Below are 26,844 nucleotides of genomic sequence, written 5' to 3'. Positions count from 1 at the left end.
TTTTTGATTCAAATATAAGAAGTTCAATTCAAATCGTTATGACACTAATTATCAAATTACGCGGTGTAATTGTTGAAAGAGTAATCGTTTTAGTTCGGTATGTTGTACTATTTCATCTAATAGTTGACCGTTATTGCCAGCAGGTGTCATCTGGCTTTTCCAAGAATTAATTTTTAAATCAATGGCAATTCTTCGCAAATTATAAACCGCATCTTTTACCAGTTTAGCTAGATTGGTATCTTTACCTTTTACATATATTTCTTTCTTTTCCCAATCGCTCAAACTATACTTCTCATCTTCCATTAAAATATGGGTCACCATTTCTGCCACATGTTGGTCGGGGTGATTGATAAAAGATTCTACAACCAATTTCTCATCTTGATTTAATTGATGAATCATTTCAAAATAAACTTGTTGAAAAAGCTCATTTGTAAAACTTGTCTCATCTTCTTGTAAATCCAAATAGATTTCTCTTGCAATATCCGTTGTATAAATAGCGCGTTCAAAAGTTCCATCTTTTTTCTCTATTTCGCCCTCAAAATCTGCTTGCTCATTCCCATAAAGCAATAATATTCTAATAATCTCTCGCTCGTACTTTAACAACTCATTCACTTCTTCATGGGGAGTTGCTTTTTTCATTACCGGAGCTGTCGGCATTTTTTGAGCGGTAGGTCTCTTAGATGCTTCGCGAACTTCTTTTTTAAATATTTGTGCTAACTCGTCAAATAACACCTTTTCAGAAATTTCCATTATACGAGCACACTCCTGCAAATAGACTTCCTGTTTAATTCTATCTGGTATCTTTGATATACTCACCACAATATCACGAATCAGTCCTGCCTTCTTTACTGGGTCATTTTGCGCATCTTGCATTAATAATGAAACCTTAAAGTTTATAAAATCTTGACTGTTTTTATCTAAATATTCTTTTAGCTCAGCTGTGGAAAGATGCTTTGAAAAACTGTCAGGGTCTTCACCTTCTGGAAATGTAACAACTCGTACGTTCATCCCTTGTTCCAAAATCAAATCAATACCCCTTAAAGAAGCTCTTACCCCTGCTGCATCACCATCAAATAACATAGTAATATTTGGAGTCAATCTTCTGATTAATCTGATTTGATCAGGAGTTAAAGCAGTCCCTGAAGAAGAAACCACATTTTCTATACCTGCTTGATGAAAAGAAATAACATCTGTATAACCTTCTACCAAATAACAATTATCTTCTTTCGCAATAGATTGTTTTGCATAGTAAATACCGTACAAAACTTTACTCTTATGATAAATATCGCTCTCTGGAGAATTTAAATATTTAGCTGCCTTTTTATCACTTGTAAGAATACGACCTCCAAAACCAAGCACACGACCGCTCATACTGTGAATTGGGAACATTACGCGGCCCTTGAAACGGTCAAACTTTTTGGTTTCATTTACAATGGTGAGTCCTGTTTTTTCTAGGTATTTTAAATCATACCCTTTTTTTTGCGCTGCATCAGTAAATGCTGACCACTCGTCTAAACTATATCCTAATTCGAATTTCTTAATAATTTCATTATCATACCCACGTTCTTCAAAATAGGTTTTTCCGATGGCTTTGCCTTTTTCTGATTCTAATAGATTCGAATGAAAGTAATCACGCGCAAACTCAGAAACCAAAAACATACTCTCACGTTCGTTGGCTTGCTCTTTTTGCTCATCAGTTTGCTCTGTTTCCTCAATTTCAATATTGTATTTCTTAGCTAGGTATCTAATAGCTTCAGGGTATGAATAATGCTCATGCTCCATTAAAAAAGAAATAGCATTACCACCCTTACCTGTAGAAAAATCTTTCCAGATTTGCTTTACCGGAGATACCATAAAAGAAGGAGTGCGTTCTTCTGAAAACGGACTTAATCCTTTAAAGTTACTTCCCGCTTTTTTAAGTTGAACAAACTCGCCGATAACTTCTTCTACTCGAGCTGCTTCAAAAACGCGGTCTATGGTATTTCTTGAAATCATTAACTATTGAAAATTGAGGATGAAAGATACATAAAAAAAGAGACGTTTTAATTAAAAAACGCCTCCTAAAAGTTATCTGTATTCAAGTTAAGAAACTGCTTTTAGCTTCTTAAGTTTTGCTTTAGAAATTTTAGTTTCAGCATACTTTTTAGTGATGTGTAATTCTTTTGTATGTGTACCTGGTAATTCAAACATATCATCTGTAAGAACTGCCTCGCACAAAGACCTTAAACCTCTCGCTCCAAGCTTATATTCAACAGCTTTGGTAACAATATAATTTAATGCCTTTTCATCAAAAGTCAATGCAATACCATCCATTTCAAATAGTTTAATATACTGCTTAACAATTGAATTTTTCGGTTCCGTAAGAATTGCTCTTAGTGTTTCTTCATCCAACGGATTCATATGCGTAAGCACAGGTAACCTACCTATTATCTCGGGAATTAATCCAAAAGATTTCAAATCAGATGGCAATACATATTGCAACATGTTTTCAGTCTCTACTTTATCTACATCAATAGAGGCACTGTAACCAACTGCCTGTTGATTCATGCGTTTACTGATAACTTTATCGATACCGGAAAAAGCACCACCAGCAACAAATAAAATATTCTTTGTATTTACTTCTACAAACTTTTGATCTGGGTGTTTTCTACCTCCTTTTGGCGGCACGTTAACAACAGTACCTTCCAATAATTTTAATAGGGCTTGCTGCACACCTTCACCAGAAACATCTCTCGTTATAGAAGGATTGTCACCCTTACGAGCAATCTTATCGATCTCGTCTATAAAAACAATACCTCTTTCTGCTTTATCAACATTGTAGTCTGCTGCTTGAAGTAATCGTGTTAAAATTGTTTCAACATCTTCTCCAACATAACCTGCCTCAGTAAGTACAGTAGCATCAACAATTGCAAAAGGCACATTTAGCATGCGTGCAATTGTTCTTGCAATTAATGTTTTACCAGTACCTGTTTCTCCAACTATTACAATATTACTTTTTTCGATTTCAATATCGTCATCATCTTTACCTTTCTGTTGCAACAAACGCTTGTAATGGTTGTAAACTGCAACAGCCATTACACGTTTGGCATCTGTTTGACCAATCATATATTGATCTAAAAAGGCTTTGATTTCAACAGGTTTTTTTAAAACAATTTCAGATGAAAGGCTATTGGCTTTCCCTTCTGCTACTTCCTCTAGCACAATACCATGCGCTTGCTCGATACACTTGTCGCAAATGTGTGCATCTAAACCTGCGATTAATAAATCGGTTTCTGCTTTTTTACGCCCACAAAACGAACACTCTAATGCTTCCTCTTTTGCCATACTTCAACTTCTAATTATTTTCTTCTTAGCTATTACGCTCTAACACTTCATCAATCATACCATAAGCCTTCGCTTCTGCGGCTTTCATCCAATAATCACGATCTGAATCTTCATGTACCTTTTCAACTGTTTGACCAGAATGATTTGCAATGATTTGATACAATTCATCTTTTAATTTCAAAATCTCACGAGCTGTAATTTCAATATCACTTGCTTGCCCCTGAGCACCACCTAATGGTTGATGAATCATTATTCGTGAATGCGGCAATGCAGAGCGCTTACCTTTAGCACCAGCACATGTTAATACAGCAGCCATTGAAGCAGCCATACCTGTACAAATTGTAGCTACATCTGGTTTAATAAATTGCATGGTATCATAAATACCCAAACCAGCATACACACTACCTCCTGGTGAATTTACATAAATAGATATATCTTTAGCGTTATCTGTACTCTCTAAAAATAACAATTGTGCTTGAATAATATTTGCAACATAATCGTCGACAGCTGAACCTAAAAATATAATTCGGTCCATCATTAAACGTGAAAAAACGTCCATTTGAGTGATGTTCAATTGACGCTCTTCCATAATATAAGGAGTTACATTGCTTATAAGTTTGTCGTAATACATACTATTAATTCCGTGATGTTTTATCGCAAACTTTTTAAACTCTTTTCCGTAGTTCATTGAATATATTTTAAAAATGAAATAGGGTGTAAAAATACGAATTTTTTGAGTGTCATACATACCCCATAATTTTTTATAACCGACATTATATTTTTATTATTTTTGATCTAACTAAACGTTATACTTGGGTTATGGCACAATCAAAAATAGAGTTGAAAATTGGTTCATTTGAATTTAAATGCGCAGGAGAGCAAGTTTGGGTAGACAACAAACTGTCGGAATTTCTAGATCTAGCACCAAACATTCAAGCTGAAATTTCTGAACAAATAAAAAACCCAACACCAACACAAGAACCCAGTAGTTATCCATCAGATTTATTTGCTATAACAGAAAGGAAACCAAAAGTAATACCTGAAAATCTATCTACTTTTCTCAGAAAAAAGAATGCTGTTGAGAAGCAACGCCGACGATTTTTAGGAGCGGCCGTTTGGTTGCAACTCAACGGAAAAGAACGAGTTAAAACAAAGGATGTGACAGATGCATTAAAAATGGCTCGTCAATTAAAAATTACGAATCCAAGTCATCAATTAAATCAAAACATAACTCAAGGCTTTTGTCAGAAAGAAGGTCCGGGATTTTTTGTAACTCCTGAAGGAATTGAAGATATAATGAGATATTAAAAAACCGCCTTGATTACTCGAGGCGGTTCTTATTTTATAATTGTTCTACTTTTTATTTGTAAACTTCTTTAACAAACGTTTCGTAATTCACTTCTTTTGTTTTGAAAGTCATTTTCTCTTTATAGAATTTCAATAACTTAGAGCTAATTAATTGCTCTTGCAAACGCTTAGCCTCGTCTTGGTTACCTAATACTCTTGCTGCAATATCATCCAATTCTTTCTCTTCTGGATTCATATTACCATACTGTGCCATTTGCGCTTTGATAAATCCTTTTGCGTAATCTTTTAATTCTTCAAAAGTTACGTTTAATTCGTTATCTCTAATAATGTTTCCTTCTATCAACTGGTAGCGCAATCCTTTTTCTGACTTGCTGTACTCTTCAGCTGCTTGTTCCTCGCTTAACGGTTGCTCTCCTGCAACTGCCAACCACTTTTTAAGGAAATCCGCAGGTAAGTCAAACTTAGTATTATCAATTAAATACTCAGTAATTGCATTTAGCAATTGTTGATCTGCTTGAGACTCAAATTGCTTTTCTGCATCTTCTTTGATACGATCTCTTAATTCAGTAACAGTTTTAACCACACCTTCTCCAAAGATTTTATCAAATAATTCTTGATCTAAATCTGCTAACTCAGTATAGTTAATTTCTTCGATAGTTAAAGATAAAGGAATTTCTAAACCATGAACTTCATCATGACCTAAACCAGTAGCACCCATTAATTTGTGCTCATCTACAAACAATCCTTTCGTTTTTAAAGCAACTACATCGCCCACTTTCTTACCTAAGAATTTTTTAAGATTTACTTTTCCTTTAATATCTGCTAAATCAAAAGTGTATTTTTTCTCAATCTCTTTCTCTTCGTTTATAAAAGTTCCAGCAATTTTAACACCTTCTTCAACCTCTTCTTTTGTTATCAACTTACCAAAACGTTGTTGTAAGTTTTCTACTTCTTTATCTATTAATTCTTCGTCAGCAACAATTTGATATTGAGTAATCTTCTTTTTTGCATTTAAGTTTACATCAAATTGAGGTGCTAAACCTAATTCAAACTCGAAAGAATAATCTTTTTCATCCCAAGAAAAATCGTTTTGAACTTTTGGTAATGGATTTCCTAAAATATCTAACTTTTCTTCTGTTAAAAATTTATTCAAAGAATCTTGAATTAATTTATTCACCTCATCAATCATAACAGATTTACCGTATTGCTTTTTCACCATACCAAAAGGCACATGCCCTTTTCTAAAACCTGGAACGTCTGCTTTCTTACTATAATCTTTTAAGATTTTAGTTACCTTGTCTTGATAATCAGCCTCTGAAATTTCAATTTTTACAACTGCATTTAAGGCATCTATACTTTCTTTGGTAATATTCATTTGATATTCTTTTATAAATCTTTTTAAATTTATGCGCTTATCTCTCGATAAATGCGGGTGCAAAATTACGCCTTTTTATACAATCTCACAAGGTATAAGTGTTTCTATTTTAGGAGTTAATTACGATTTTCAACAAAAGAAAATAAAACAGATTGTAAAAAAGATAAAAGGACACTAAAAAGTAATGCATACCAGAAACCTGCAACTTGAAATCCATCACCAATTAAATAGTCTGCAATAAGAATAATTATCGCATTAATTACAAATAAGAAAAGACCTAAAGTAACAATGGTTGCGGGTAAAGTAAAAAAGATCAACAGCGGTTTAACTGTTATTCTCAATAGTCCTAAAACAGCAGCAACTATAACAGCTGCCATAAAATCAGGTACCGATATACCTGGTAAAATGTGTTCTAAAATAAGAACTGCTACTGCGGTCAATAAAATCTTAAGAATTGTTTTCATAGGTAGTTGTTTAAATTACAACTACAAGGTATGAAAATTATACAAGCTATTGCTGTTTCAAAAAACCGATTGCTTCTTTGTAGAAATCTTGAGGATTATCTGCATGTAACCAATGACTTCCTCTCGCTATTGTTTTAATCTGAGCTTCTGGAAAATGAGCCGAAATTAAACCTTCGTCTTCTTTACTTATATAACCCGAATGTTCACCTCTCAAAAATAAGGTTGGTCCTTCAAATTGCGTAAAAGATGGCAAAGCAACTGTTATTTCTTCATAATACTCTGTTAGAATTGGCAAGTTCATTCTAAAAGCAAAGCCCTCTTTAGTGCGCATCACATTTTTCATTAAAAACATACGCACACCAATTTCTGGAATATATGATTTTAGAACATTTTCAACTTCTTCTCTACTTTTTTGCACATCAAAATCAACAGAACTCAATGCCTCTAAAATATCATGATGATGGGGTGGGTAATATCTTGGAGCGATATCTGCAACAATTAATCTATCTACTAATTCTTCGTGATTAACGGCCATCAACATAGCTGTTTTACCTCCCATTGAGTGACCTAAAAAATTTGCTTTCTCTATTTGATGGTGTTGCATGTAGGAGATTAAATCTTCTACTAATAATTCATAATCAAAATCATCGGAATGAAAACTTCTCCCATGATTTCTTTGATCTATTAAATGCACCCGAAAGTCTTGAGCAAATTGATTCCCTAACGTTTTCCAATTATCTCCAGAACCTAAAAAACCATGTAAAATTAAAAGCGGTTCTCCTTCTCCAAAAATTCTTGAGTGCAACAGCTCCATTAACCTCGTAATTTGTGTAAATACATATTTACAACATTCTCTAACCCCAAATATAAAGATTCTGCTATCAGTGCATGACCTATTGAAACTTCATCTAAAAAAGGAATATTTTGCGCAAAAAATTGAATATTATCAAGGCTTAAATCGTGCCCTGCATTAATACCTAATCCCAATTCATGGGCTAATTTTGCACTTTCGGCATATGGTTTAATAGCATCTCTATCTCCTTTACTATAAGCGACTGCATACCCTTCGGTATATAATTCAATTCTATCTGTACCCGTTTTAGCGGCATATTCAATATTCTCAGCCACGGGATCAATAAATATTGAAGTTCTAATCTTGTTACGTTTAAACTCTGCAATTACTTCTTGCAAAAACTCCTGATTATTAATAGTATCCCATCCAGCATTAGAGGTTATAGCATCAACCGCATCCGGCACAAGCGTCACTTGTGTAGGTTTAACTTCTAACACCAAATCGATAAACTTTCTAATTGGGTTACCTTCTATATTGTATTCAGTTTTAATTGTTGGTACCAAATCACGAGCATCTTGATATCTTATATGACGCTCATCTGGTCTTGGATGTATTGTAATCCCCTCTGCACCAAAAGACTGGATCTTTATAGAAGCCTCTGCAACATTAGGTGTATTACCTCCTCTTGCATTTCTAAGAGTTGCTATTTTATTAATATTAACACTAAGCTTTGTCATGACTCAAATTTTTACCGTACAAAAATACAGCATAAATAAAGACAAGCCTATAGATTTAAACATAATTACAGGAACACTTTTTGGTCTAATGTTTGTACTTTTGCTATGAATGAATATGAAAATATCAGAATACATATCAAACGATATTGCTGCTCTAAAAGAAACCCAATCAATTGCAGAGGTTGGACAACTATTTAATGAGCTTGCTTACTCGCACTTACCTGTAGTAAAGAATAATATTTTACTTGGATCTATTAATGCGGATGATATTAGAACTATTGATAATGTAGCGGCAAGTCTTAAAGATTATCAATATTTATATCAAGAATTTCATATTGCTGCAACCAATAATTGGATAGAAATTTTAAAGATTTTTGCTGCAAGTGAAAGTAATATCTTACCTGTTCTATCTGAAAATAACGAATATATCGGTTATTACGAATTAACCGACGTTTTACACTTTTTTAATGATACACCATTATTGAGAAATGATGGTTTCTTTTTAGTGATTGAAAAAGAAGAAAAGAATTATTCTTTTAGTGAAATTGTTCAGATTGTAGAATCAAGTCAAGCGAAACTAATAGGAGTTTTTGTTTCGGGAGAACGTGATAATTTTATTAGAATCACTTTAAAAATTGCCAGTAATGATATTAATGAGGTAATACAATCTTTTAGAAGATTCTCTTATAATGTTTTAACCAAACACAAAGAAGACATATTTTTAGAACAATTAAAAGACCGCTCTAATTATCTTCAAAAATACTTGAATATATAAGTATGAAAATAGCTATCTACGGACATTATTTTAATAGTGACACCAAGCCTTTTGTTGAGGAATTATTAGCTGCTCTAAATCAAAGAAACGCTGAAATTTATCTTGAAATTGGATTTGAAAAATTGGTAAAAGAGCATTTAAATTTAGAAAAATCGTATCCCACATTTTCTAGTTATTCAGATTTAGATGATTCATTCGACTTGTTTTTTACTGTAGGTGGAGATGGTACAATGTTGCGTTGCATTACCTTTATAAGAGATTCAAATATTCCTGTTATTGGCGTTAACATAGGTAGATTGGGTTTTTTGGCAACTGTTAAAAAAGAAGTAATTACTGAAGCAGTTGCTGCATTATACAAGAAGGATTATCAAATAAGAGAGCGCTCATTACTTCAAGTACAAACAGAGCCTCCTCAAGAAAATTTAGCCTCATTCAATCTTGCTTTAAATGAAGTAACTGTCAGCAGAAAAGATACAGCCTCTATGATTACAGTAGACACCTATTTGGATGGAGAATACCTAACATCTTATTGGGCAGATGGTTTAATAACCGCTACTCCAACAGGATCAACAGGGTATTCACTTAGTTGTGGAGGGCCAGTTATAACTCCACAAGCTAAGAGCTTTGTTTTAACACCAATTGCTCCACATAATTTAAATGCAAGGCCATTGGTTATTCCTGAAGACACAAAAATAGATATGGATATAACTGGTAGGGAAGACGATTTCTCTCTATCATTAGATTCGAGAATTGCAACTATTCCTAAGGGTACTAAAATTCATATCGAAAAGGCCTCATTCTCCATAAAAATGATCCATTTAAACGATCAAACATTCATTAAAACCTTACGAGAAAAAATGCTGTGGGGTGAAGACACTAGAAATCAATAATCCTTATCTAACAGGTCATTTTTATTTCAATTTTTTCACAAAAAAATTAGCAGCGTAATTCACAATAATTCAATGCTTTTTGTGTTATCAAAAAAGTGTTTAAGTCCTTATTCAAAACGAATTGAATTAACTATATTTGCACGCTAATTTATTATGATAAAACAGTTTTTATTTACCGTCATATTGTTGGCATCCATTTCAACCTCAGCTCAAATACACGAAGTTGGTATTCAGGTTGGTGGAAGCAATTACATTGGCGATATTGGCCCTACTAATTATATAAGACCAAATGATTTGGCATTGGGAATACTGTATAAATACAACTTAAATCCAAGAATTGCTTTGAGAGGAAACTTTACATATTTTGGAATCTCTTCAAATGATGCAGACTCAAACCACCCTGGAAGGGCAGATCGAGGATTGAGTTTCAACAATTCTTTGTATGAATTTGGGGCTGGTGTAGAATTTTCTTTTTTCGAATACAATTTAGATACTCAAGACAAAACGCATACACCTTATATATTGGCAGAAATAGCTGCGGTAAACTACAAACACACAAATTTAAGAACCGGACCTGACACCTATGAGTATTCATCTATAACAACAGTTGCAATACCTTTTGGTTTTGGTTATAAATTCAAATTAGCAGGACCGTTGGCAATGGCGGTTGAAGTTGGAGCACGATACACAATAAAAGATAATATAGATTATAATAACCCATATATCCCTGAGTTAACTTTTGGAAATCCAAATAATAATGATTGGTATATGTTTACCGGTATTAATTTGGTGTACACCTTTGGTAGGCCACCGTGCTATGCTGAATAATCAAAAATTAAATGACCACAAAAACAACACAAATTAATCCAAAAAAAATACCAAACCATGTAGCTGTTATTATGGATGGTAATGGTCGTTGGGCTAAAAAACAAGGAAAGCCTCGTGTGTTTGGTCATAAAAATGGCGTTAAAGCAGTGCGCTCTACAATAGATGCTGCAGGTAATTTAGGAGTAAAGGCCTTAACACTTTTTGCCTTCTCTACGGAAAATTGGAATCGGCCCAAAGCTGAAGTAAAAACTTTAATGACGTTGCTATTAACTTCTTTAAAAAGCGAAGCAGCAGAATTACATAAAAATAATATTAGGCTCCAGGTTATTGGCAATAGAAAAAACCTTCCATCTTCAGTTTTAAAAGGACTTGATAAAGTAATTGAATTAACCAAAAATAATACTGCTCTTACCCTAACTATTGCATTGAGTTATGGGTCTAGAGAAGAAATTGTTAATGCCTTTAGAAATATTTCTAAAAAAGTTGTTAATAACAAATTAAGCATCGAAGAAATTGATGAAAATATTATAAATAATCATTTATATACGTTTACTTTGCCGGATGTTGATTTAATGATAAGAACGAGTGGTGAAAAAAGGATAAGTAATTTCTTATTATGGCAAATTGCTTATGCTGAACTGCATTTTACTGATGTGCTTTGGCCCGATTTTTCGAAACAAGATTTTTACAATGCAATTATCGAATATCAAAATAGGGAAAGACGCTACGGTAAAACAGGCGAACAAATTGAAACAAGCAGATGAGATATAAAATACCCGTATTCATTACCTTACTTTTTATACTAACCCAAACTTTTGCTCAAGAAACGACTTCTAATGTTAGCGGAAATGTTAATATTCAACCTTTAGATTCTATTAAAGATATTGCTAAAGATACAGTTGCAATACCAACTGCACCTGTAAGATTTGAGCGAAACAAAACTTATGAACTTGGAGGAATTTCTGTAACAGGTTTACAAAAATTTAGTGAAAACGCAGTAAAAACCTTTTCAGGGTTAAAAGTAGGACAAGAAATAAGACTACCTGGAGATAAATTGTCTAGTGCCATTAAAAAACTATATGAACAAAAACAATTTAGCAATGTAGATGTTTATGTATCTAAAGTTGATGGTAATGTAGTATATTTAGAAATTGATGTAACTGAGTTGCCCCAATTAAATGAGATTACATTTACTGGTGTCAAGAAAAACAAGGCTAAAGAGCTTCAAGACGATACTGAGTTAAAAATGGGTGCAAACCTAACCGACAACTTATTAGTTACCTCAGAAAATTATATTCGTAAAAAATACCAAGAAAAGGGGTACTTAAATACTAAAGTGACAATAGATACCAAAGTAGATACGACTCTAATTAATGCGCAAAACATGCTTGTTCATGTTGATAAAGGTAAAAAAGTAAAAATAAAAGATATTATCATAGATGGTAATGACAAGGTGAGTGATAAAACCTTAAAAAGCGCTTTGAAAAACACAAAGGAGAAATTTCCCGGTCGTTTTTGGAAAACCTCAAAATTTATTCAAGAAGATTTCGATGCCGATAAACAAGCTTTGTTAGACAAATATAGTGAGAAGGGACATCGTGATGCTCGAATTTTGAATGATTCTATATCTTGGAATGATGATGGTACTATTAATGTTCATATCGCATTAGAAGAAGGTAAAAAATACTACTTTGGTAGTATAGACTACTTAGGCAATACCGTTTATTCAGATGATGCTTTACAGCGTGTATTGCGCATTGATAGAGGTCAAGTATACAATGCTAAAGTTTTAAAAGAGCGTGTTTTAGGTGATGGCACACCAGAATCTGACGATATTTCTTCTTTATACCAAAACAGTGGTTACTTATTCTCACAGGTTACTCCAGTTGAAACCATGGTTAGAAATGATTCTATTTTTGTAGAGATTAGAATTTTTGAAGATGAACCAGCAACTTTAAGAAGTGTTACAGTTAATGGTAATGATAGAACGAACGATCACGTTATTTATAGACAAATTAGAACGCGCCCTGGATACTTATACCGAAAAGAGGATATTATTAGAACCATACGTGAGTTGGGGCAATTAGGATTTTTTGACCCTGAGAGTATTACGCCAGATTTACAACCAAACTATTACGATAAAACAGTTGATATAGATTATACAGTTGTAGAAAAAGGAGCTTCTCAAATTGAACTACAAGGTGGTTATGGTGGTGGTTCTTTTATAGGGACATTGGGTCTATCATTTAATAATTTCTCTATTCGAAATATATTTAATGCAGATGCATACAAACCTTTACCAATGGGTGATGGTCAAGCACTATCTTTGCGTTTACAAAAGAGTAGGTATTATACAACCTCAAGTTTCTCTTTTACAGAACCTTGGTTAGGTGGTAAAAAGCCTCAGTCGTTGTCTTTCTCTTTCTATTTATCTAAACAGTTTAGATATGATTTTATTACAAGGGATGTAGATAAAGATCAACGTTTAAATATTATTGGTGCTTCAGTTGGTTTGGGTAGACGTTTGACATGGCCAGATGATTATTTCCAGTTATCTCAAACAGTTAGTTTACAGCATTATGATTTAAAGAATTACCCGATTGCTACATTCTCTTTCTCAACTGGTGTTTCAAACAACTTGGCATATGCAATTAACTTATCGAGAAATTCAGCAGGGGCTAACCCAATTTTCCCAACTTATGGGTCTGAATTTAATATCGGAGCAAAATTAACTTTTCCATATTCATTAGTAAATGGTAAAGATTATAATGAAATTTCTGACCAAGAAAAATACAAGTGGTTAGAATACTATAAATTGAGTTTTAAAGGGCGTTGGTATACCGCGTTGATTGATAAATTTGTATTAATGTCTAATGCCGAAATGGGCTTCTTAGGCTATTATAATAAGGATATTGGTTACTCTCCTTTTGAAAGATATTTTGTGGGTGGAGACGGTTTAGCAACTTTCCAATTAGATGGTAGAGAAACGATTGGTTTAAGGGGTTACGAAAACTCTAGTATCTCTTCTGTTGATGGAGGTGTTATATATAACAAATTCCAAATGGAACTGAGATATCCTGTAACTTTAAAACCTTCAGCATCCATTTATGTTCTTGGATTCTTAGAAGCCGGTAACTCTTATGATGGATTCGACGATTTCACATCATTCAACTTAAAAAGATCTGCTGGAGCAGGTGTTAGAATCTTTATGCCAGCATTTGGGTTATTAGGTATTGACTTTGCGTATGGTTTCGATCCTGTTAGAGATGGATTACCAGTTTCTGGTTGGCAGACACACTTTATAATAGGTCAGCAATTTTAATAATTTGAGTACTTTTACGTTATGTATCTTAAATGGCACGATTTTTTCTAAACTCTAATCACACGATCATGACTAAAAAAGTTCTTTTGACATATGTACTTGCACTATTTATAATATTTAATCTAGTTGGTCAACGCAATCAACAACGCATAGGTTATGTTGATTTAGCGTATATTTTAGAGAATATTCCGGAATATCAACAAGCTCAAAATCAATTAGATCAAAAAGTTATTGTTTGGCAGGGTAAACTTAATAAGTTGAAAAGTGAGATTGAAACGATGAAAATCAATTTAGCTAATGAACGCGCCTTATTGACTGATGTTTTAATTGAAGAACGTTTAGAGGATATTGCGATAGTTGAAGAAGAATTGAAAAAAACAGAAATGGCTTATTTCTCTTCAGATGGAGATTTATTCTTTTACAGAAAATTATTAGTTAAGCCAATTCAGGATCAAGTATATAGCGCAGTGCAAGAAATTGGTAAAGGAAGAGGATTCGATATCATTTTTGATAAATCTTCTGATATTATTATGCTATATACCAATAAAAAAGCAGATATTAGCGACCTCGTTTTGAAAAGCATCGTGAGAGCTGAAAAAACGAAAGAACGCAATGCTAAAACAAAAGCAAAGAATAATGATTCTCCTGAAATAACTAGAGAATTAACAGAAGAAGAAAAAGCAGCATTGGCAGAAAGAGAAGCAAAAAGACAAGCTGCTCTTGATAAAGCAGAACAAGCAAAAACTGACCGTGCTAAAAAAAGAGAAGCTCAAAAAGCGGAAATAGAAAAGAAACGTCAAGAACGTCTTAAGAAACAAGAAGACGCTAGAGCTAAGCTTAGAGAAAATAAAGAGAAAAAAGAGCAAGAAAAAGATTCGAAAGAGGAAGAAAATAATAACAGTTAAATTAAAACAAACTAAAATGAGAAATTTAAAAACCCTTTTATTAGTCGCTGTAGTGGCTTTTGGTTTTAACATGGTTCAAGCACAATCTAAAGTTGCTCATGTAGATTTAGGTGAAATCATTAAATCTATGCCAGAAACTAAAGCAATGAATGATGATTTGGAAAAGTTGAAGAAGACCTATGAAGACGATTTAAAGGCTAAAGGTGAAGAATTAGACGCAAAGGTAAAAAAATATGATGCTGAAGCTCCTCAACAAACTCAACAAGAAAATCAAAAAAGAGTAAAAGAGGTTCAGCAAGAAGACTTAAAAATTCAACAAGGATTGCAATTTGCTGAGCGCGACATTGCTAATAAAGGTAATGAAATGAGCAAGCCAATTTTTGAAAAAGCTCGTAATGCTGTTGATGCTGTTGCTAAAGAATTAGGATATGATTACGTATTAGATGTAAATTCTTTAATCGTTGCTCAAGGTAAAGACATCACAGAGAATGTAAAGGCTAAATTGGGAATTACAGCACAATAATTAAGTGCAGAACTTATTATATTAAAATCCCGAGTTAAATAAAACTCGGGATTTTTTATTTTTGTAGTATGCAAAAACCCATTGGAATTTTTGATTCTGGCATAGGAGGTACTTCTATTTGGAAAGAGATACAAAAATTGCTACCCAACGAGAGCACCATATATTTGGCAGATAGTAAAAATGCTCCTTATGGTGCAAAAAGTAAAGAGGCAATAATTGATCTCTCCATTAAAAATGTCAATATCCTTTTAAGGAAAAATTGTAAACTAATAGTAGTAGCATGTAATACTGCAACCACAAATTCTATTTCTTTTTTAAGATCTAATTTTGATGTTCCATTTATTGGTATTGAACCAGCCATAAAGCCAGCAGCTCTAAAAACGACAACTAATAATATTGGTATTTTAGCAACAAAAGGAACTTTGAGTAGTTCATTATTTTCTAAAACATCTCAAACTTTTGCGTCAAACATTCAAGTAGTTGAACAAATAGGAACCGGAATTGTTGAACTTATTGAAACTGGCAAGTTGCATTCTAAAGAAATGACAGCTCTTCTAATTACCTATTTAAATCCTATGTTAAAAGCAAACATAGACCATTTAGTACTAGGATGCACGCATTACCCATATTTAATACCTCAAATAAAAGACATTGTTGGCCCTAAGGTTACAATTATAGATTCGGGATATGCGGTGGCTAAACAAACTAAAAGTATATTAGAACTTAACAATCTTCTTAACTCTAACACTTTAGAAGGATCTCATATTTTTTACACCAATAACAACAAGGCTGTTTTAAATAATCTACTTGCTACAGAGACTAGTAATTACACCGTCAAATCAAAAGATTTTTAACTAAAAAAAGAAAGTAGTTGTGCTTTTCTAGAAGGAGCAACAGAAAGCTCTTTTCCGTTTTCCAATGCAATAGTCCCTCCTTTCCCTTTTTTATAACTAACGATACTTTTCACATTTACCAAATACGACTTATGTATTCTAACAAAGCCACTATCTCCTAGTATAGTTTCAAAATGTTTTAGGGTTTTACTTACCAATTTACTTTTACCGTTCAAAAGATTAATATGGGTATAGTTATCATCTGCTTTACAATATAAAATTTGGTTGGTTTCAATTACCTCAAAACCTTCTTGAGTTGGTATTGTAATTTTATCTACTTGAATATGTAAAGCTGGTTTTAAAATAGAAGCTTCTAATGATTGCTCTTTTTCCTTTATTGATGAAACGTAATCTACTGCCTTAATCAAATCGTCAATAGATATTGGTTTTAACAAATAATATGATGCATGATTATTTAACGCCTCAATGGCGTAATGATCATAAGCTGTAACAAAAATTGTTTCAAACGGCACATCAGGCAATTTATCTAACAAATCAAAACCAGAGCCGTAAGGCATTTCTACATCTAAAAACACCACATCTAATTCGTGATTTCTTATAAAAATTAGGGCATCTTCTATATTAGATGCTTCTCCAAGAATTTCAATATTCGGACAATACTTTTGCAAGTAACTTTTTAGAATATCTCTACTCGTCTGCTCGTCTTCAACTATATATGTACGAAGTTTCATTTCTACTTAATTATACGTTTTTTAATCTCACCATACATTTGCCCAACTTGAAAGAATGACCGCTTGACATCATCTACAGAGTCTAAGGCATAAAACATGGTGTCAATTTGTTTTCTCCCTACTTCGTAATCTTCAAAAGTTGCTAGCTCTATAAGTTTCTTTAACTTTAGCTGCATTTCTTCTTTGTCAAAATAATAACGTTCTTTAAACAAGGTGGCAACTCCACTTTGCATATTCTGATTTCTTTGTTTAACTAGAGGCTGCATGCCAATTACTTCAGAAAAATAAGGTTGATCATTTTTAACATATAAAATACTTTCAAAATGATATCCTTTAAAAGAGGTCTTAACATAAATTTTTTCAATACCATTCTCCGTTGCATATAACTCTAAATATTCCAAACCATTGGGTAATGTATCCGCAGCTACGTTAATAACTTTAGCATTCTTATTATAATTAGATATTACACTATCTACTTCTACAGCCCAAGAAGGAAGTTTAAATTCGGTTTCTTCTACTTCTTTCTTTGCACAACCAATGAATATTATTACAGTTACTATCAAGGTGAGATTTTTCATTATTCAACGATTATCTTTTTAGAGTTAATATTACCTTAGTTCCTGTATTGTCTTTTAATAAGTCTTCAATGCGAACAGCTACTTTGTTCCCGTACATTGTATTTAAGATAGCTATTCGCTTTTTAATATTACCCATTCCTTTGCTTTGTTGATTTTTCTGATGTTGGGTTTTAAGTAATTTAGATTGATTTCTACCGATCCCGTTATCTTCTATAACAATCTCAACTGTATGAATATCTTGTTGCTTAAATACTACTCGCAAATATCCAACTTCTTTTTTATATCGCAATCCATGCCAAACAGCATTTTCTACATAAGGCTGCAATAACATTGGTGGAATCTCAAATGCATCAATTTCTATTTGCTTATCAATATCCAATGTATAGTCAAACTTATCGGCAAATCTTGAGTGTTCTAATTTTAAATACAAGCTCAATAACTCAATTTCTTTAGATAATGGAATAAAATCCTCTTCAGAGTTATCTAAAACACTCCGCATTAATCTCGAAAAGTCTGTAAGAAATCGATTTGCTGCTCTTTCGTCATTCTGAGCAACAAAACTATTAACAGAATTCAAAGCATTAAAAATAAAATGTGGATTCATTTGTGATCTCAGTGATTTTAAGGCTAACAAATTATTTGCGAATCTGCGCTGCTTATTACTTTTATACATCCAGAACAAAGAAAATATCAAGAGTAAAACACCACTCAATAAAGCATAAATAATTACCTGTTGTCTTCGGTAAGATTCTACCGTTAAATCTCGCTGAGATTGAAAGAAATTATATCTGGTTTCAGATAACTCCCTGTCTTTTTCAAGACTATTAATCCTGTTTTGCTTGTTTGTTAATTCTATTCCTAAAGAGACCGCCTCTTTAATTTCTTGCTCTTTTTGTTGGTATAATACATCTACCAATTTGGCATACTCTTGATACTTTTCTAGAGCTTCATCAGATTTACCAGCTGCTCTATTAAGTTCAGATAATTTTTGAAGCGCATCTTTCTGAGTTTCTAAATCATTTGCCTTACTCGCCTCTTCAATACTTTTTTCTAAATAGGGCTCTGCCTCTGCCAAATCACCTTTATTTAAATAAGCATTTCCAATATCCAAATTTAATTTTTGAGCTGAAATTTCGACTGGTGGCTCCTTTGCCGCTTCTTCCAACTGAATACCTTCAACTGCAGAAAGCGTTTGCTTTCTTAGTTCTATCTCCTTATCATATGCTCTCTGATCAGCATAGAAGTCCGCAACAGAATTTCTTGAACGGGCCTGTTCTATAGTTTCAATGCTATCGGTTGATTTTAAAGAATTTGAATAAAAGCTTTCCGCAACCTCTGTCTCTCCTTGTGATGAGAAAGAATATCCAATTTTATCATTTAAATCCGTGATTTTTTCTTCTACATCATTTGCTTCAGCAAGTTGCAACCCTTTTTTATAATGATTCACAGCTTCATCTAATTCATCAAGCCGTTGAGACGAATTATCTCCCAAACCTTCATAAATAGAAATTTGTTGGTGTATATTTAGGTTTTTCTCTTGTAGTAGTTCGTTATACATTTCTGAACTTTCAACAAAATTCCCATCTAAAGTATATGCTTTAGCGAGTTTGAATTTAGTCACATTATCTGGTTTAAAATTTAAGGCACTTTCAAAATTTGTAACTGCTAAATCAAACTGCTTTAAATGCATATAGACATCTCCTAAAATACTGTAAGCTCTCGCTAAAGTTTCAGGGTTTCCTCTTGTTTTTGATTGCGACTGCAAAACCCCTTCAATTAAAGAGATACTACCCTCAGGTTTGATTTTACTGTAGTATTGCGCAGAATCTAATGCTACTTTAAAATTGTTTTGAGTAGCTACTTTACCATACCTAGATTTTGATGGAGCCGAAACTGGTGCCTGTTTTGTTTGTAAGCTCTCAGAGGTGTCTTCTATCTCATAAAAATTACTATTATCTAAAGTTAAAGTATTTATTCTCTTACCATCTTTAGAAATAATTAAAACATCTCCAGGGTTTGCATTAACAGTGAACTCCCCTTGTACATTTGTGTATACGGTTTGCCCTGTACCTCTAACACGAACCATCACATTTTGCATAGGAGCACCATCTTCTGACATAATTGTAGAAGTATAACTACGCTTTACTTGCGCATTTAAACTTACACTTATTACAAACGCTATAAGAAGGATAACTTTTTTCATACTGTTGAGGGTAAATCTACACACTAATATTCAATTGAAAAAATAGCATATGCTCAATTAATGATGAATCGCGTTACTTTTAAATGAATAAAGAATTGTTCCCTAAAATATTGACCTACTTCACGCAATCAAACACCCTGATTACTCATTAGGAGTTTTTCTTTTAAAAGCTTCATAATAGTTTTACGGTAAAATCAACAATCTTCTACTAACTCAATTAATTTAATATCTAGTACCATGAAAAATTTAAAAATTGTAACTGCAATAGCCTCAATTGCTATTTGTATTAGTTGCCAAGGAAACACCAACAAAAAACAACCAATGTCTCTAAACACCAAAGACGTTTTGGTAGTAAAGCAACCTGTCGAAATTAAGAAAGAGCCAACAGTAAAAGTGGCACTTTTATTAGACACTAGTAATTCTATGGATGGTTTGATTGACCAAGCGAAAGCACAGCTCTGGGAAATTGTAAATGAGCTTTCGTATGCAAAATGCAATAGTCAACAACCTAATTTAGAAATTGCCTTGTATGAATATGGAAACGATGGGTTGCCTTCTGCCGAAGGATACATTCGTCAAGTACTTGGTTTTACAAGTGATTTAGATGATATTTCTGAACAGCTTTTTGCTTTAAAAACAAATGGAGGCAGTGAACATTGTGGGCAAGTAATTCAAACAGCCTTAAACCAATTAGATTGGAAAAACACTTCAAATGATTTAAATCTCATGTTTATTGCCGGCAACGAACCATTTACTCAAGGCCCAGTAAAATACACCAATGCAGCTCTAAATGCAAAAGAAAATGATGTTATTGTAAACACGATATTCTGTGGTAGCTATTCCAATGGCGTTTCAGGCAAATGGTTGGAAGGAGCCACTTTAGCAGGTGGAGAATTTATGACCATAGACCATAATAAAGAAGTAATTCATATTGCCACACCATACGACCAACAAATTATTATTTTAAACAAGCAACTAAACAACACCTATATAGGATATGGCAATCACGGAAGAAGTAAAAAGGAAAAACAAATGATGCAAGATGCCAATGCTATGAAAATGGAAGAAAAGGTTATGGTAAATCGAGCAGTGAGCAAAAGTTCTAAAATGTACAGTAACAAAAGCTGGGATTTAGTAGATGCTGAAGATGACTCAGACTTTAGCTACGAATCTTTAGATAAAAGTAGTTTACCAGATAGTCTTAAAAATAAATCGACCGAAGAAATTAAGGCTTATGTTGCAACTAAACGAATTGAAAGAGATAGAATAACAAAAGAAATACAAGAATTAAACAAAAAAAGGTTGGAGTATATCGCAATAGAAAAACGAAATACCAATCAGAATGAAACTTTAGACAGCGCTATGATTAAAGCTATTAAAAAGCAAGCGTCAGAAAAAAATTATTCATGGGAATAATACCGGTGGTAGTTAAACTGAAAACGCCCGCGATTATCGCGGGCGTTTTACTATAATATTTTTAAACTTTAGAATGCCGCATTAATATTAGGGCATCCTGCACCTCTTGGTTCTTTACATAATAGGTTAAACCCTAAAGAAATTTGGTGATAACCAGCATCGTCAAACAAGAAGTCTCCTGTTTGCTTTGTATAAGTATAACCTACCATAAACTTCTTGTAATTAATACCAATAATTGGAGAGATATAACGTAATTCTTCAACATTATTCCCATCAAAACCTTGACGGTAAGATAAACCTGCCCAAACCTGTGCATTATCGAAATTTTTATAAGCCTTAAAGTTAAAATCTATAAACTTTTCACCAGTACGCTCCACTAATTGAAATAAAATAGAAGGTTCAAATTGTACCGATTTATCTTGATTAAAATAATATCCCGCGCCAATTAAATACCTTCTTAAATTTAACGACTCATAATCGTCGTCATATAAATTTCTAGCCGATAATAAAAGGTTCTTTACCGTAAAATAAGATGAAAACCCTTGATTGTGATATGCCATACCAAAATCGGCATTAAAATAATTACGAGCTTGCACTATTTGCGTAATTACTGGGTCAGGAATCACAAAAGATGTTTCGTCAACACTATTCTCAACTAGCATCAAATTTATACCAAACGACAATAAATTCACATCATCAATCCTACCCAATTCAATATGATATGCATAGGTACCCATGATTCCCTTTTGTGAATGAAAACCATTTTTATCATTAAATATAACTGCTCCTACACCTGATTTTTCTCCAACTCTAGTATGAAAACTTAATGTTTGTAAAGATGGAGCATCAGACACACCAGCCCATTGATTTCTGGCGGTTAATCTAATTTTTCCACAATTTCCAATACCTGCTGCGGCGGGATGAACTAGATAAACATTATCTGATAAATAATCAGAATAAATGGGAAGGGTTTCTTGTGCATTAGCCCCCACAATAGCTATAAAAAATGCAAAAAGAAAACTTAATTTTTTAAACTTCATTTATTTCGAAAAAATAAAACGGTATCAAATATAAGGCTTTGGCTTCATTAAAACCGTTAATTAACATATTTATTATACTACCTTCTAATTAAACTAAAATGTCCTCTCTTTAATACAGGATTGTCATTGGCGTCCTTAATTTGAACATGATACCAATAATCTCCAGATGGTAACGGATCGCCATTATAAAATCCATCCCATCCGTTAGACTCAGGCAGAATTACAGCCAAAAGTTTTCCGAATCGATCAAAAATTTGAACACCATCTGATGGATTCACAAGGCTCGCAGATCTTAGATTAATTACATTCCATGTATCGTTATAGGAATCATTGTTTGGTGTAAAAAAGTTTGGGGCTCCTATTATCGAAATAGCTCTAGCTTCATCAGGGCCACATCCGTTTGCATCTCGTACTCTTAAAATATAATTTCCCGGAGCAACATTTTCAAACTCAGGCTCCGACTGATAATCAACTCCATCTAGGGAGTATTCAAATGCACCAATACCAAAAGACGTACCACTTACCAAACCAACAACCTCAACCGTAATAATATTATTTGATGAGAAATCTTGAATGGTAATATTGGTTATAAACGGTGCTTCTGATAATTGAACAGTTACTTGAGAAAAAACATCGCTACAAGATCCATTTCCAGCAACCGTATATGTATAAACCCCAGCTGCATCTATTGCTGGATCGAATATTCCATTACCACTTGTCAAAGCAGGACTCCATGTTCCTCCTATATCAGGTGTTCCTCCTAACAAACCAAATAAATCTATGGGTCCATCAGTCATGCATAATAACGTCAATGCATCTTCACCAGCATCTGGTGCAATACCTAAATCAACTGTTACTGTTGCAGTGTTGTCTGCACAAGTTCCAGTACCTAAAACTTTATAAGTATATACTCCAGCCGTATCAACTGATGGATCAAAAACACCTGTTCCACTAGTCAAGGCTGGACTCCAAGTACCACCAGTATCTGGTGTTCCTCCTAATACAGTAAATAAATCTAAAGCGGCATCAGTACTACAAAAAGCGGTATTAGCATCTTCTCCAGCATTTGGAGCTTCATATTTCGTTACATCTATTGTAGCAGTTGCATCTATACAAACACCATTGCTAACTGTGTAAGTATAGTTCCCTCCAGGATCTATAGCCGGATCAAATATACCTGTTCCACTTGCCAATACAGGACTCCAAGTTCCTCCCGTATCTGGTGTACCTCCTAACAAGGTAAATAAATCTATTGATGCGTCTGTTGAGCAAACTTCTGTCATACTATCTGTTCCTGCATTCGGAGCAATGTCAACATTAACTGTTACAATTGCACTAATATCTGAACAAACCCCAACTCCTGCAATGGTGTAGGTGTAATCTCCAGCTGCATCAATTGCAGGATCAAATACACTTGTTCCACTTGTAAGTGCAGGACTCCAAGTTCCTCCAATATCTGGTGTACCTCCTAAAACGGTAAACAAATCTAAAGTGGCATCGGTACTGCACAATGTAGTGGTAGCATCTACACCAGCATTTGACGCAGTATACGAATTAACTGTCACCTGAGCAATGGCATCTGTACAAACACCATTACTAACTATATATGTGTAAATTCCACCGCCATCAACAGCAGGATCAAATATTCCAGTACCACTTGTTAAAGCTGGCGACCAAGTTCCTCCTGTATCTGGTGTACCACCGAGAATTGTGAATAAATCAACCATAGCATCGCTGGTACAAACTTCTATAGAACCATCTGTTCCAGCATCTGGCGCTAAATCAACACCTACACTAATTATTGCAATTGCATCTGCGCAAACCCCAGTTCCAGACACGGTATATGTATAATTTCCAGCAATATCAACGGCTGGGTCAAAAACTCCCGTTCCACTAGTTAATGTAGGATTCCAAGTTCCTCCAACATCCGGAGTTCCTCCTAAAATTGTAAATAAGTCTACAGCGGCATCTGTACTGCAAAGTGTTATGGAATCATCAGTACCTGCGTTTGGTACAGTACTTAAGTTTACTGTTATTGTGGCGAAATCATCTAAAGCACACATTCCAGAAGCAGTTACAGTATAAGTATAAATTCCTCCCAAATCTAATGCAGGATCAAATACACCTGATCCACTAGTTAATGCAGGACTCCAAGTTCCTCCCGTATCTGGAGTACCTCCTAAATAAGTAAATAAATCAACGGAAGTATTATTTGTACATAAGTCTGCTGTTCCATCTAAACCTGCATCTGGAGCTGCATCTATACCTACAACTACCGAGGCTGTAGCATCTAAACAAGCACCAGCACCTGTAACTGTATACGTATAAGTTCCTGCCAAATCAACAGCAGGGTCAAAAACTCCTGTTCCACTTGTTAAGGTTGGACTCCATATACCACCTGCATCGGGAGTGCCACCTAAAGATGCGAACAAATCAGTGGCAGCATCTGTACTACAAAAGTTTATATTTCCGTCTGTTCCTGCATAAGGTGAAACACTTACATTAACAGTAATATTAGCGGTGTCATCAACAGCACAGTTTCCTGTTGCGGCGACCATATAGGTATAAATACCTCCACCATCAAGAGAAGGATCAAAAACACCTGTACCACTTGTTAGAGCAGGTGACCAGGTTCCACCTGTATCTGGTGTGCCTCCTAATACCGAAAATAAATCAACAGAAGCATCCGTACTACAAATATCAAGAACATCATCTATACCTGCATTTGGTGCTACATCTAATGTCACTCTCACAAATGCGGTCGCATCTGCACAACCGCCACCAGCAACAATATAAGTGTAATCTCCAGCAGCATCAACTAATGGGTTAAAAACACCTGTTCCACTTGCTAAAGCTGGAGACCAAGTTCCACCGGAATCTGGTGTACCTCCTAAAAAGGTAAATAAATCAACAGAAGCATCTGTACTACAAAAATCAGCAGTTCCATCTAATCCTGCATCTGGAGCGATGTTAACAGTTACATCTACTGTTGCCATTGCATCTGCACAATTTCCTGTACCTGCAACGGTATATGTATATATTCCACTTCCATCTAACGAAGGATCAAAAACTCCAGTACCACTTGTTAAAGATGGCGACCACGTTCCTCCTGTATCCGGTGCACCTGTCAAAAGGGATAATAAATCTACTGCTGAATCCGTACTGCAAAATTCTTCTATCACAGAACCTCCTGCATTTGGAGCAACGCTAAGCGTTATATTTACCTCTGATGAAACATCAGGGCATGTGCCTGCGGTAAGTGTATAAGTGTAAATTCCTCCTGGATCAACAGATGGGTCAAACACTCCGGTCCCACTTGCTAAAGCCGGTGTCCAAGATCCACCTGTATCTGGTGTTCCTCCTAATAACGTAAAAAGATCAACAGTACCGTCTGTAGAACAAACATCAATTGAACCATCTGTTCCTGCATCAGGAACTGGATTATAGTTAATAACGACTTCTTGAGACAATGTACACCCACCTGAATCAGTAGCCTCAACTACATAGGTACCCGACACACCAACGGTTAAAATATCTGAAGTTCCTAAGGATGTGCTTGGGTCTCCAATTTCATACCAGTTATAAGAATCTACTGTAACACCTCCAGTTGTTACTGCAGTGGTTGTTATAGTATAAGGAGGGTCGCCCACACAAAAATCTCGATCACCTCCATCAATATCAATTGAAAAAGGTAAATCTACTGTGATTGTTACATCATCTGCAGCAGAAACTGTAGATCCCGTACAACTTATCCAAGTGACAGAGGCTGTATATGTTGTGGTTTCAGTTGGACAGATATCATAATCTATATCATTACTTTCTACTAAACCTGTAGTATTATTAATCCAATCTAAAGTATAAGTAATAGCTCCATCTTCCTGAGGAGCGAATCTCCATGCTTCGTCTCTGGCAGACCAAGGAGAGTCTGAAGTATTCCTTCCAGGAGCGGTATACCCTTCTGAACCATTTTGAATACCTATTACTGCTATCCCGCCATTCCAGCCAGTACAAGCAGGTTTATCAGTAATGTATACATCTATAAAATTTGATGTTTCGTGTAATACAATCTGTTGAGTTGTTGGTTCTACACAACCATTTGTGGCATTGTATTGAGCTACACTTCTATAGTTAATAACAAAAGCTCTAAATGGTGCAATACCAGTAACACCATAAGTAATTTCACCTCCTTCTTCTATATACAAATCATGAAATGCACCAAAAACAGCATCTTCAGGTAAATTACTACTCGGAACATCCCAATTCTGATTAATTTGCCATTGCGCTCCACCGGGTGCAACATTCGAATAATCTAGGTTAAATGAAATCAAGCCATTATCTCCAATAACAATTTGAGTTTTCTCTTCACCAAAATAACAAAATGTAAATCCCAAATCAATAATTGGTGAGTACGAATCATCCAAAGAAATACTACTAGGTAATGTTACAACCACAGGATCCATAGGTAAAGACATTACATTATAACGTGCATTTGTCTCTGTTGATTCATGAAAGTCTGCAGATAAGGTAGTGCAAGATCCTGATGTACAATTTAAAGTCCGGTTCGAACCGGCATAAATTCCTCCAGGAACTAAATTTTGAGCGGTTGCTAAACTCAAATTTAAAATAAAAATGAGCAACAATCCTCTTTTTATCAAGGTAATAGGCATAGTAATTTTTTAAGGAGTGCTAATATACGTATTTTTCAAGCTTAAACTTGAAAATAAAGTAAAGGTATTTACCTAAAAATAAAATACTAAACCAAAGCTAATCTGGATAGG

General features: G+C 34.2%; 22 protein-coding genes. 10 read left to right on the top strand and 12 right to left on the bottom strand.

Annotated elements, in window-relative coordinates; all coding sequences use genetic code 11:
- Nucleotides 1-51 precede the first annotated feature (51 nt).
- From dnaG to clpP, 3 genes are all read right to left on the bottom strand, one after another.
- On the bottom strand, nt 52-1,995 hold the full coding sequence (dnaG, locus tag ACYQ5R_RS06025; RefSeq protein ID WP_460190019.1) for a DNA primase: 1,944 nt from the start codon (nt 1,993-1,995) through the stop codon (nt 52-54).
- A gap of 87 nt (nt 1,996-2,082) precedes the next feature.
- On the bottom strand, nt 2,083-3,324 hold the full coding sequence (gene clpX / locus ACYQ5R_RS06020) for an ATP-dependent Clp protease ATP-binding subunit ClpX (RefSeq protein WP_460190018.1): 1,242 nt from the start codon (nt 3,322-3,324) through the stop codon (nt 2,083-2,085).
- 25 nt (nt 3,325-3,349) lie between these two features.
- A complete protein-coding gene (gene clpP, locus ACYQ5R_RS06015) occupies nt 3,350-4,012 on the bottom strand; it encodes an ATP-dependent Clp endopeptidase proteolytic subunit ClpP (protein ID WP_460190017.1) in 663 nt (220 codons plus the stop codon).
- A gap of 131 nt (nt 4,013-4,143) precedes the next feature.
- Here clpP and ACYQ5R_RS06010 point away from each other — a divergent pair, with 131 nt between their 5' ends.
- Nucleotides 4,144-4,632, top strand: a complete 489-nt coding sequence (locus ACYQ5R_RS06010; RefSeq protein ID WP_460190016.1) for a hypothetical protein — start codon at nt 4,144-4,146, stop codon at nt 4,630-4,632.
- A 52-nt stretch (nt 4,633-4,684) separates the two neighbouring features.
- Here ACYQ5R_RS06010 and tig read toward each other — a convergent pair whose 3' ends face one another.
- The 4 genes from tig to ACYQ5R_RS05990 all read right to left on the bottom strand — a co-directional run bounded on the left by tig (nt 4,685) and on the right by ACYQ5R_RS05990 (nt 8,001).
- Nucleotides 4,685-6,007: a trigger factor gene (tig, locus tag ACYQ5R_RS06005; protein WP_460190015.1), complete on the bottom strand. Its 1,323-nt coding sequence runs from the start codon at nt 6,005-6,007 to the stop codon at nt 4,685-4,687.
- A gap of 116 nt (nt 6,008-6,123) precedes the next feature.
- Nucleotides 6,124-6,471, bottom strand: a complete 348-nt coding sequence (locus ACYQ5R_RS06000) for a phage holin family protein (protein ID WP_460190014.1) — start codon at nt 6,469-6,471, stop codon at nt 6,124-6,126.
- Nucleotides 6,472-6,517: 46 nt separating this feature from the next.
- Nucleotides 6,518-7,285: an alpha/beta fold hydrolase gene (locus ACYQ5R_RS05995; RefSeq protein ID WP_460190013.1), complete on the bottom strand. Its 768-nt coding sequence runs from the start codon at nt 7,283-7,285 to the stop codon at nt 6,518-6,520.
- On the bottom strand, nt 7,285-8,001 hold the full coding sequence (locus ACYQ5R_RS05990; RefSeq protein ID WP_460190012.1) for a pyridoxine 5'-phosphate synthase: 717 nt from the start codon (nt 7,999-8,001) through the stop codon (nt 7,285-7,287). The genes ACYQ5R_RS05995 and ACYQ5R_RS05990 overlap by 1 nt, the downstream gene beginning before the upstream one ends.
- 109 nt (nt 8,002-8,110) lie before the next feature.
- Here ACYQ5R_RS05990 and ACYQ5R_RS05985 point away from each other — a divergent pair, with 109 nt between their 5' ends.
- The 8 genes from ACYQ5R_RS05985 (at nt 8,111) to murI (ending at nt 16,098) form a co-directional block, all read left to right on the top strand.
- Nucleotides 8,111-8,776, top strand: coding sequence for a CBS domain-containing protein (locus ACYQ5R_RS05985; protein WP_460190011.1), 666 nt, complete (start codon nt 8,111-8,113; stop codon nt 8,774-8,776).
- Nucleotides 8,777-8,778: 2 nt separating this feature from the next.
- Nucleotides 8,779-9,666, top strand: coding sequence for an NAD kinase (locus ACYQ5R_RS05980; RefSeq protein ID WP_460190010.1), 888 nt, complete (start codon nt 8,779-8,781; stop codon nt 9,664-9,666).
- 153 nt (nt 9,667-9,819) lie between these two features.
- Nucleotides 9,820-10,494 carry a type IX secretion system protein PorG gene (gene porG, locus ACYQ5R_RS05975; protein ID WP_460190009.1) on the top strand — a complete coding sequence of 225 codons (675 nt, stop codon included), beginning with the start codon at nt 9,820-9,822 and terminating at the stop codon, nt 10,492-10,494.
- An 11-nt stretch (nt 10,495-10,505) separates the two neighbouring features.
- Nucleotides 10,506-11,258, top strand: coding sequence for an isoprenyl transferase (locus tag ACYQ5R_RS05970; RefSeq protein ID WP_460190008.1), 753 nt, complete (start codon nt 10,506-10,508; stop codon nt 11,256-11,258).
- Entirely contained in the window at nt 11,255-13,816 is a 2,562-nt protein-coding gene (gene bamA, locus ACYQ5R_RS05965; RefSeq protein ID WP_460190007.1) for an outer membrane protein assembly factor BamA, read from the top strand. Before ACYQ5R_RS05970 ends, bamA begins: the two co-directional genes overlap by 4 nt.
- Before the next feature lie 68 nt (nt 13,817-13,884).
- Nucleotides 13,885-14,721 (top strand): OmpH/Skp family outer membrane protein, encoded by an 837-nt coding sequence (locus tag ACYQ5R_RS05960; RefSeq protein ID WP_460190006.1) that lies wholly within the window; start codon nt 13,885-13,887, stop codon nt 14,719-14,721.
- A gap of 16 nt (nt 14,722-14,737) precedes the next feature.
- Nucleotides 14,738-15,244, top strand: a complete 507-nt coding sequence (locus ACYQ5R_RS05955; RefSeq protein ID WP_460190005.1) for an OmpH/Skp family outer membrane protein — start codon at nt 14,738-14,740, stop codon at nt 15,242-15,244.
- A 68-nt stretch (nt 15,245-15,312) separates the two neighbouring features.
- A complete protein-coding gene (murI, locus tag ACYQ5R_RS05950; protein WP_460190004.1) occupies nt 15,313-16,098 on the top strand; it encodes a glutamate racemase in 786 nt (261 codons plus the stop codon).
- Here murI and ACYQ5R_RS05945 read toward each other — a convergent pair.
- The 3 genes from ACYQ5R_RS05945 to ACYQ5R_RS05935 are packed head-to-tail and all read right to left on the bottom strand — an operon-like array spanning nt 16,095 to nt 19,610.
- Nucleotides 16,095-16,829: a LytR/AlgR family response regulator transcription factor gene (locus ACYQ5R_RS05945; RefSeq protein WP_460190003.1), complete on the bottom strand. Its 735-nt coding sequence runs from the start codon at nt 16,827-16,829 to the stop codon at nt 16,095-16,097. The genes murI and ACYQ5R_RS05945 overlap by 4 nt on opposite strands.
- Before the next feature lie 2 nt (nt 16,830-16,831).
- Complete coding sequence (locus tag ACYQ5R_RS05940; protein WP_460190002.1) at nt 16,832-17,407, bottom strand: hypothetical protein; 576 nt, start codon at nt 17,405-17,407, stop codon at nt 16,832-16,834.
- Nucleotides 17,408-17,417: 10 nt separating this feature from the next.
- Complete coding sequence (locus ACYQ5R_RS05935) at nt 17,418-19,610, bottom strand: tetratricopeptide repeat-containing sensor histidine kinase (protein WP_460190001.1); 2,193 nt, start codon at nt 19,608-19,610, stop codon at nt 17,418-17,420.
- 237 nt (nt 19,611-19,847) lie between these two features.
- Here ACYQ5R_RS05935 and ACYQ5R_RS05930 point away from each other — a divergent pair, with 237 nt between their 5' ends.
- On the top strand, nt 19,848-21,026 hold the full coding sequence (locus ACYQ5R_RS05930; protein WP_460190000.1) for a vWA domain-containing protein: 1,179 nt from the start codon (nt 19,848-19,850) through the stop codon (nt 21,024-21,026).
- A 68-nt stretch (nt 21,027-21,094) separates the two neighbouring features.
- Here the strand turns inward: ACYQ5R_RS05930 and ACYQ5R_RS05925 are convergent, their stop codons facing one another.
- Both ACYQ5R_RS05925 and ACYQ5R_RS05920 read right to left on the bottom strand, forming a co-directional pair.
- Nucleotides 21,095-22,066, bottom strand: a complete 972-nt coding sequence (locus ACYQ5R_RS05925) for a PorP/SprF family type IX secretion system membrane protein (protein ID WP_460189999.1) — start codon at nt 22,064-22,066, stop codon at nt 21,095-21,097.
- Nucleotides 22,067-22,143: 77 nt separating this feature from the next.
- Nucleotides 22,144-26,733, bottom strand: coding sequence for a T9SS type B sorting domain-containing protein (locus tag ACYQ5R_RS05920; protein WP_460189998.1), 4,590 nt, complete (start codon nt 26,731-26,733; stop codon nt 22,144-22,146).
- Between the last annotated feature and the right edge of the window lie 111 nt (nt 26,734-26,844).

This window comes from Urechidicola sp. KH5 (assembly GCF_054661455.1).
Note: the sequence above shows the minus strand (reverse complement) of the source record. Positions and strands in the feature narration are given on the sequence as shown.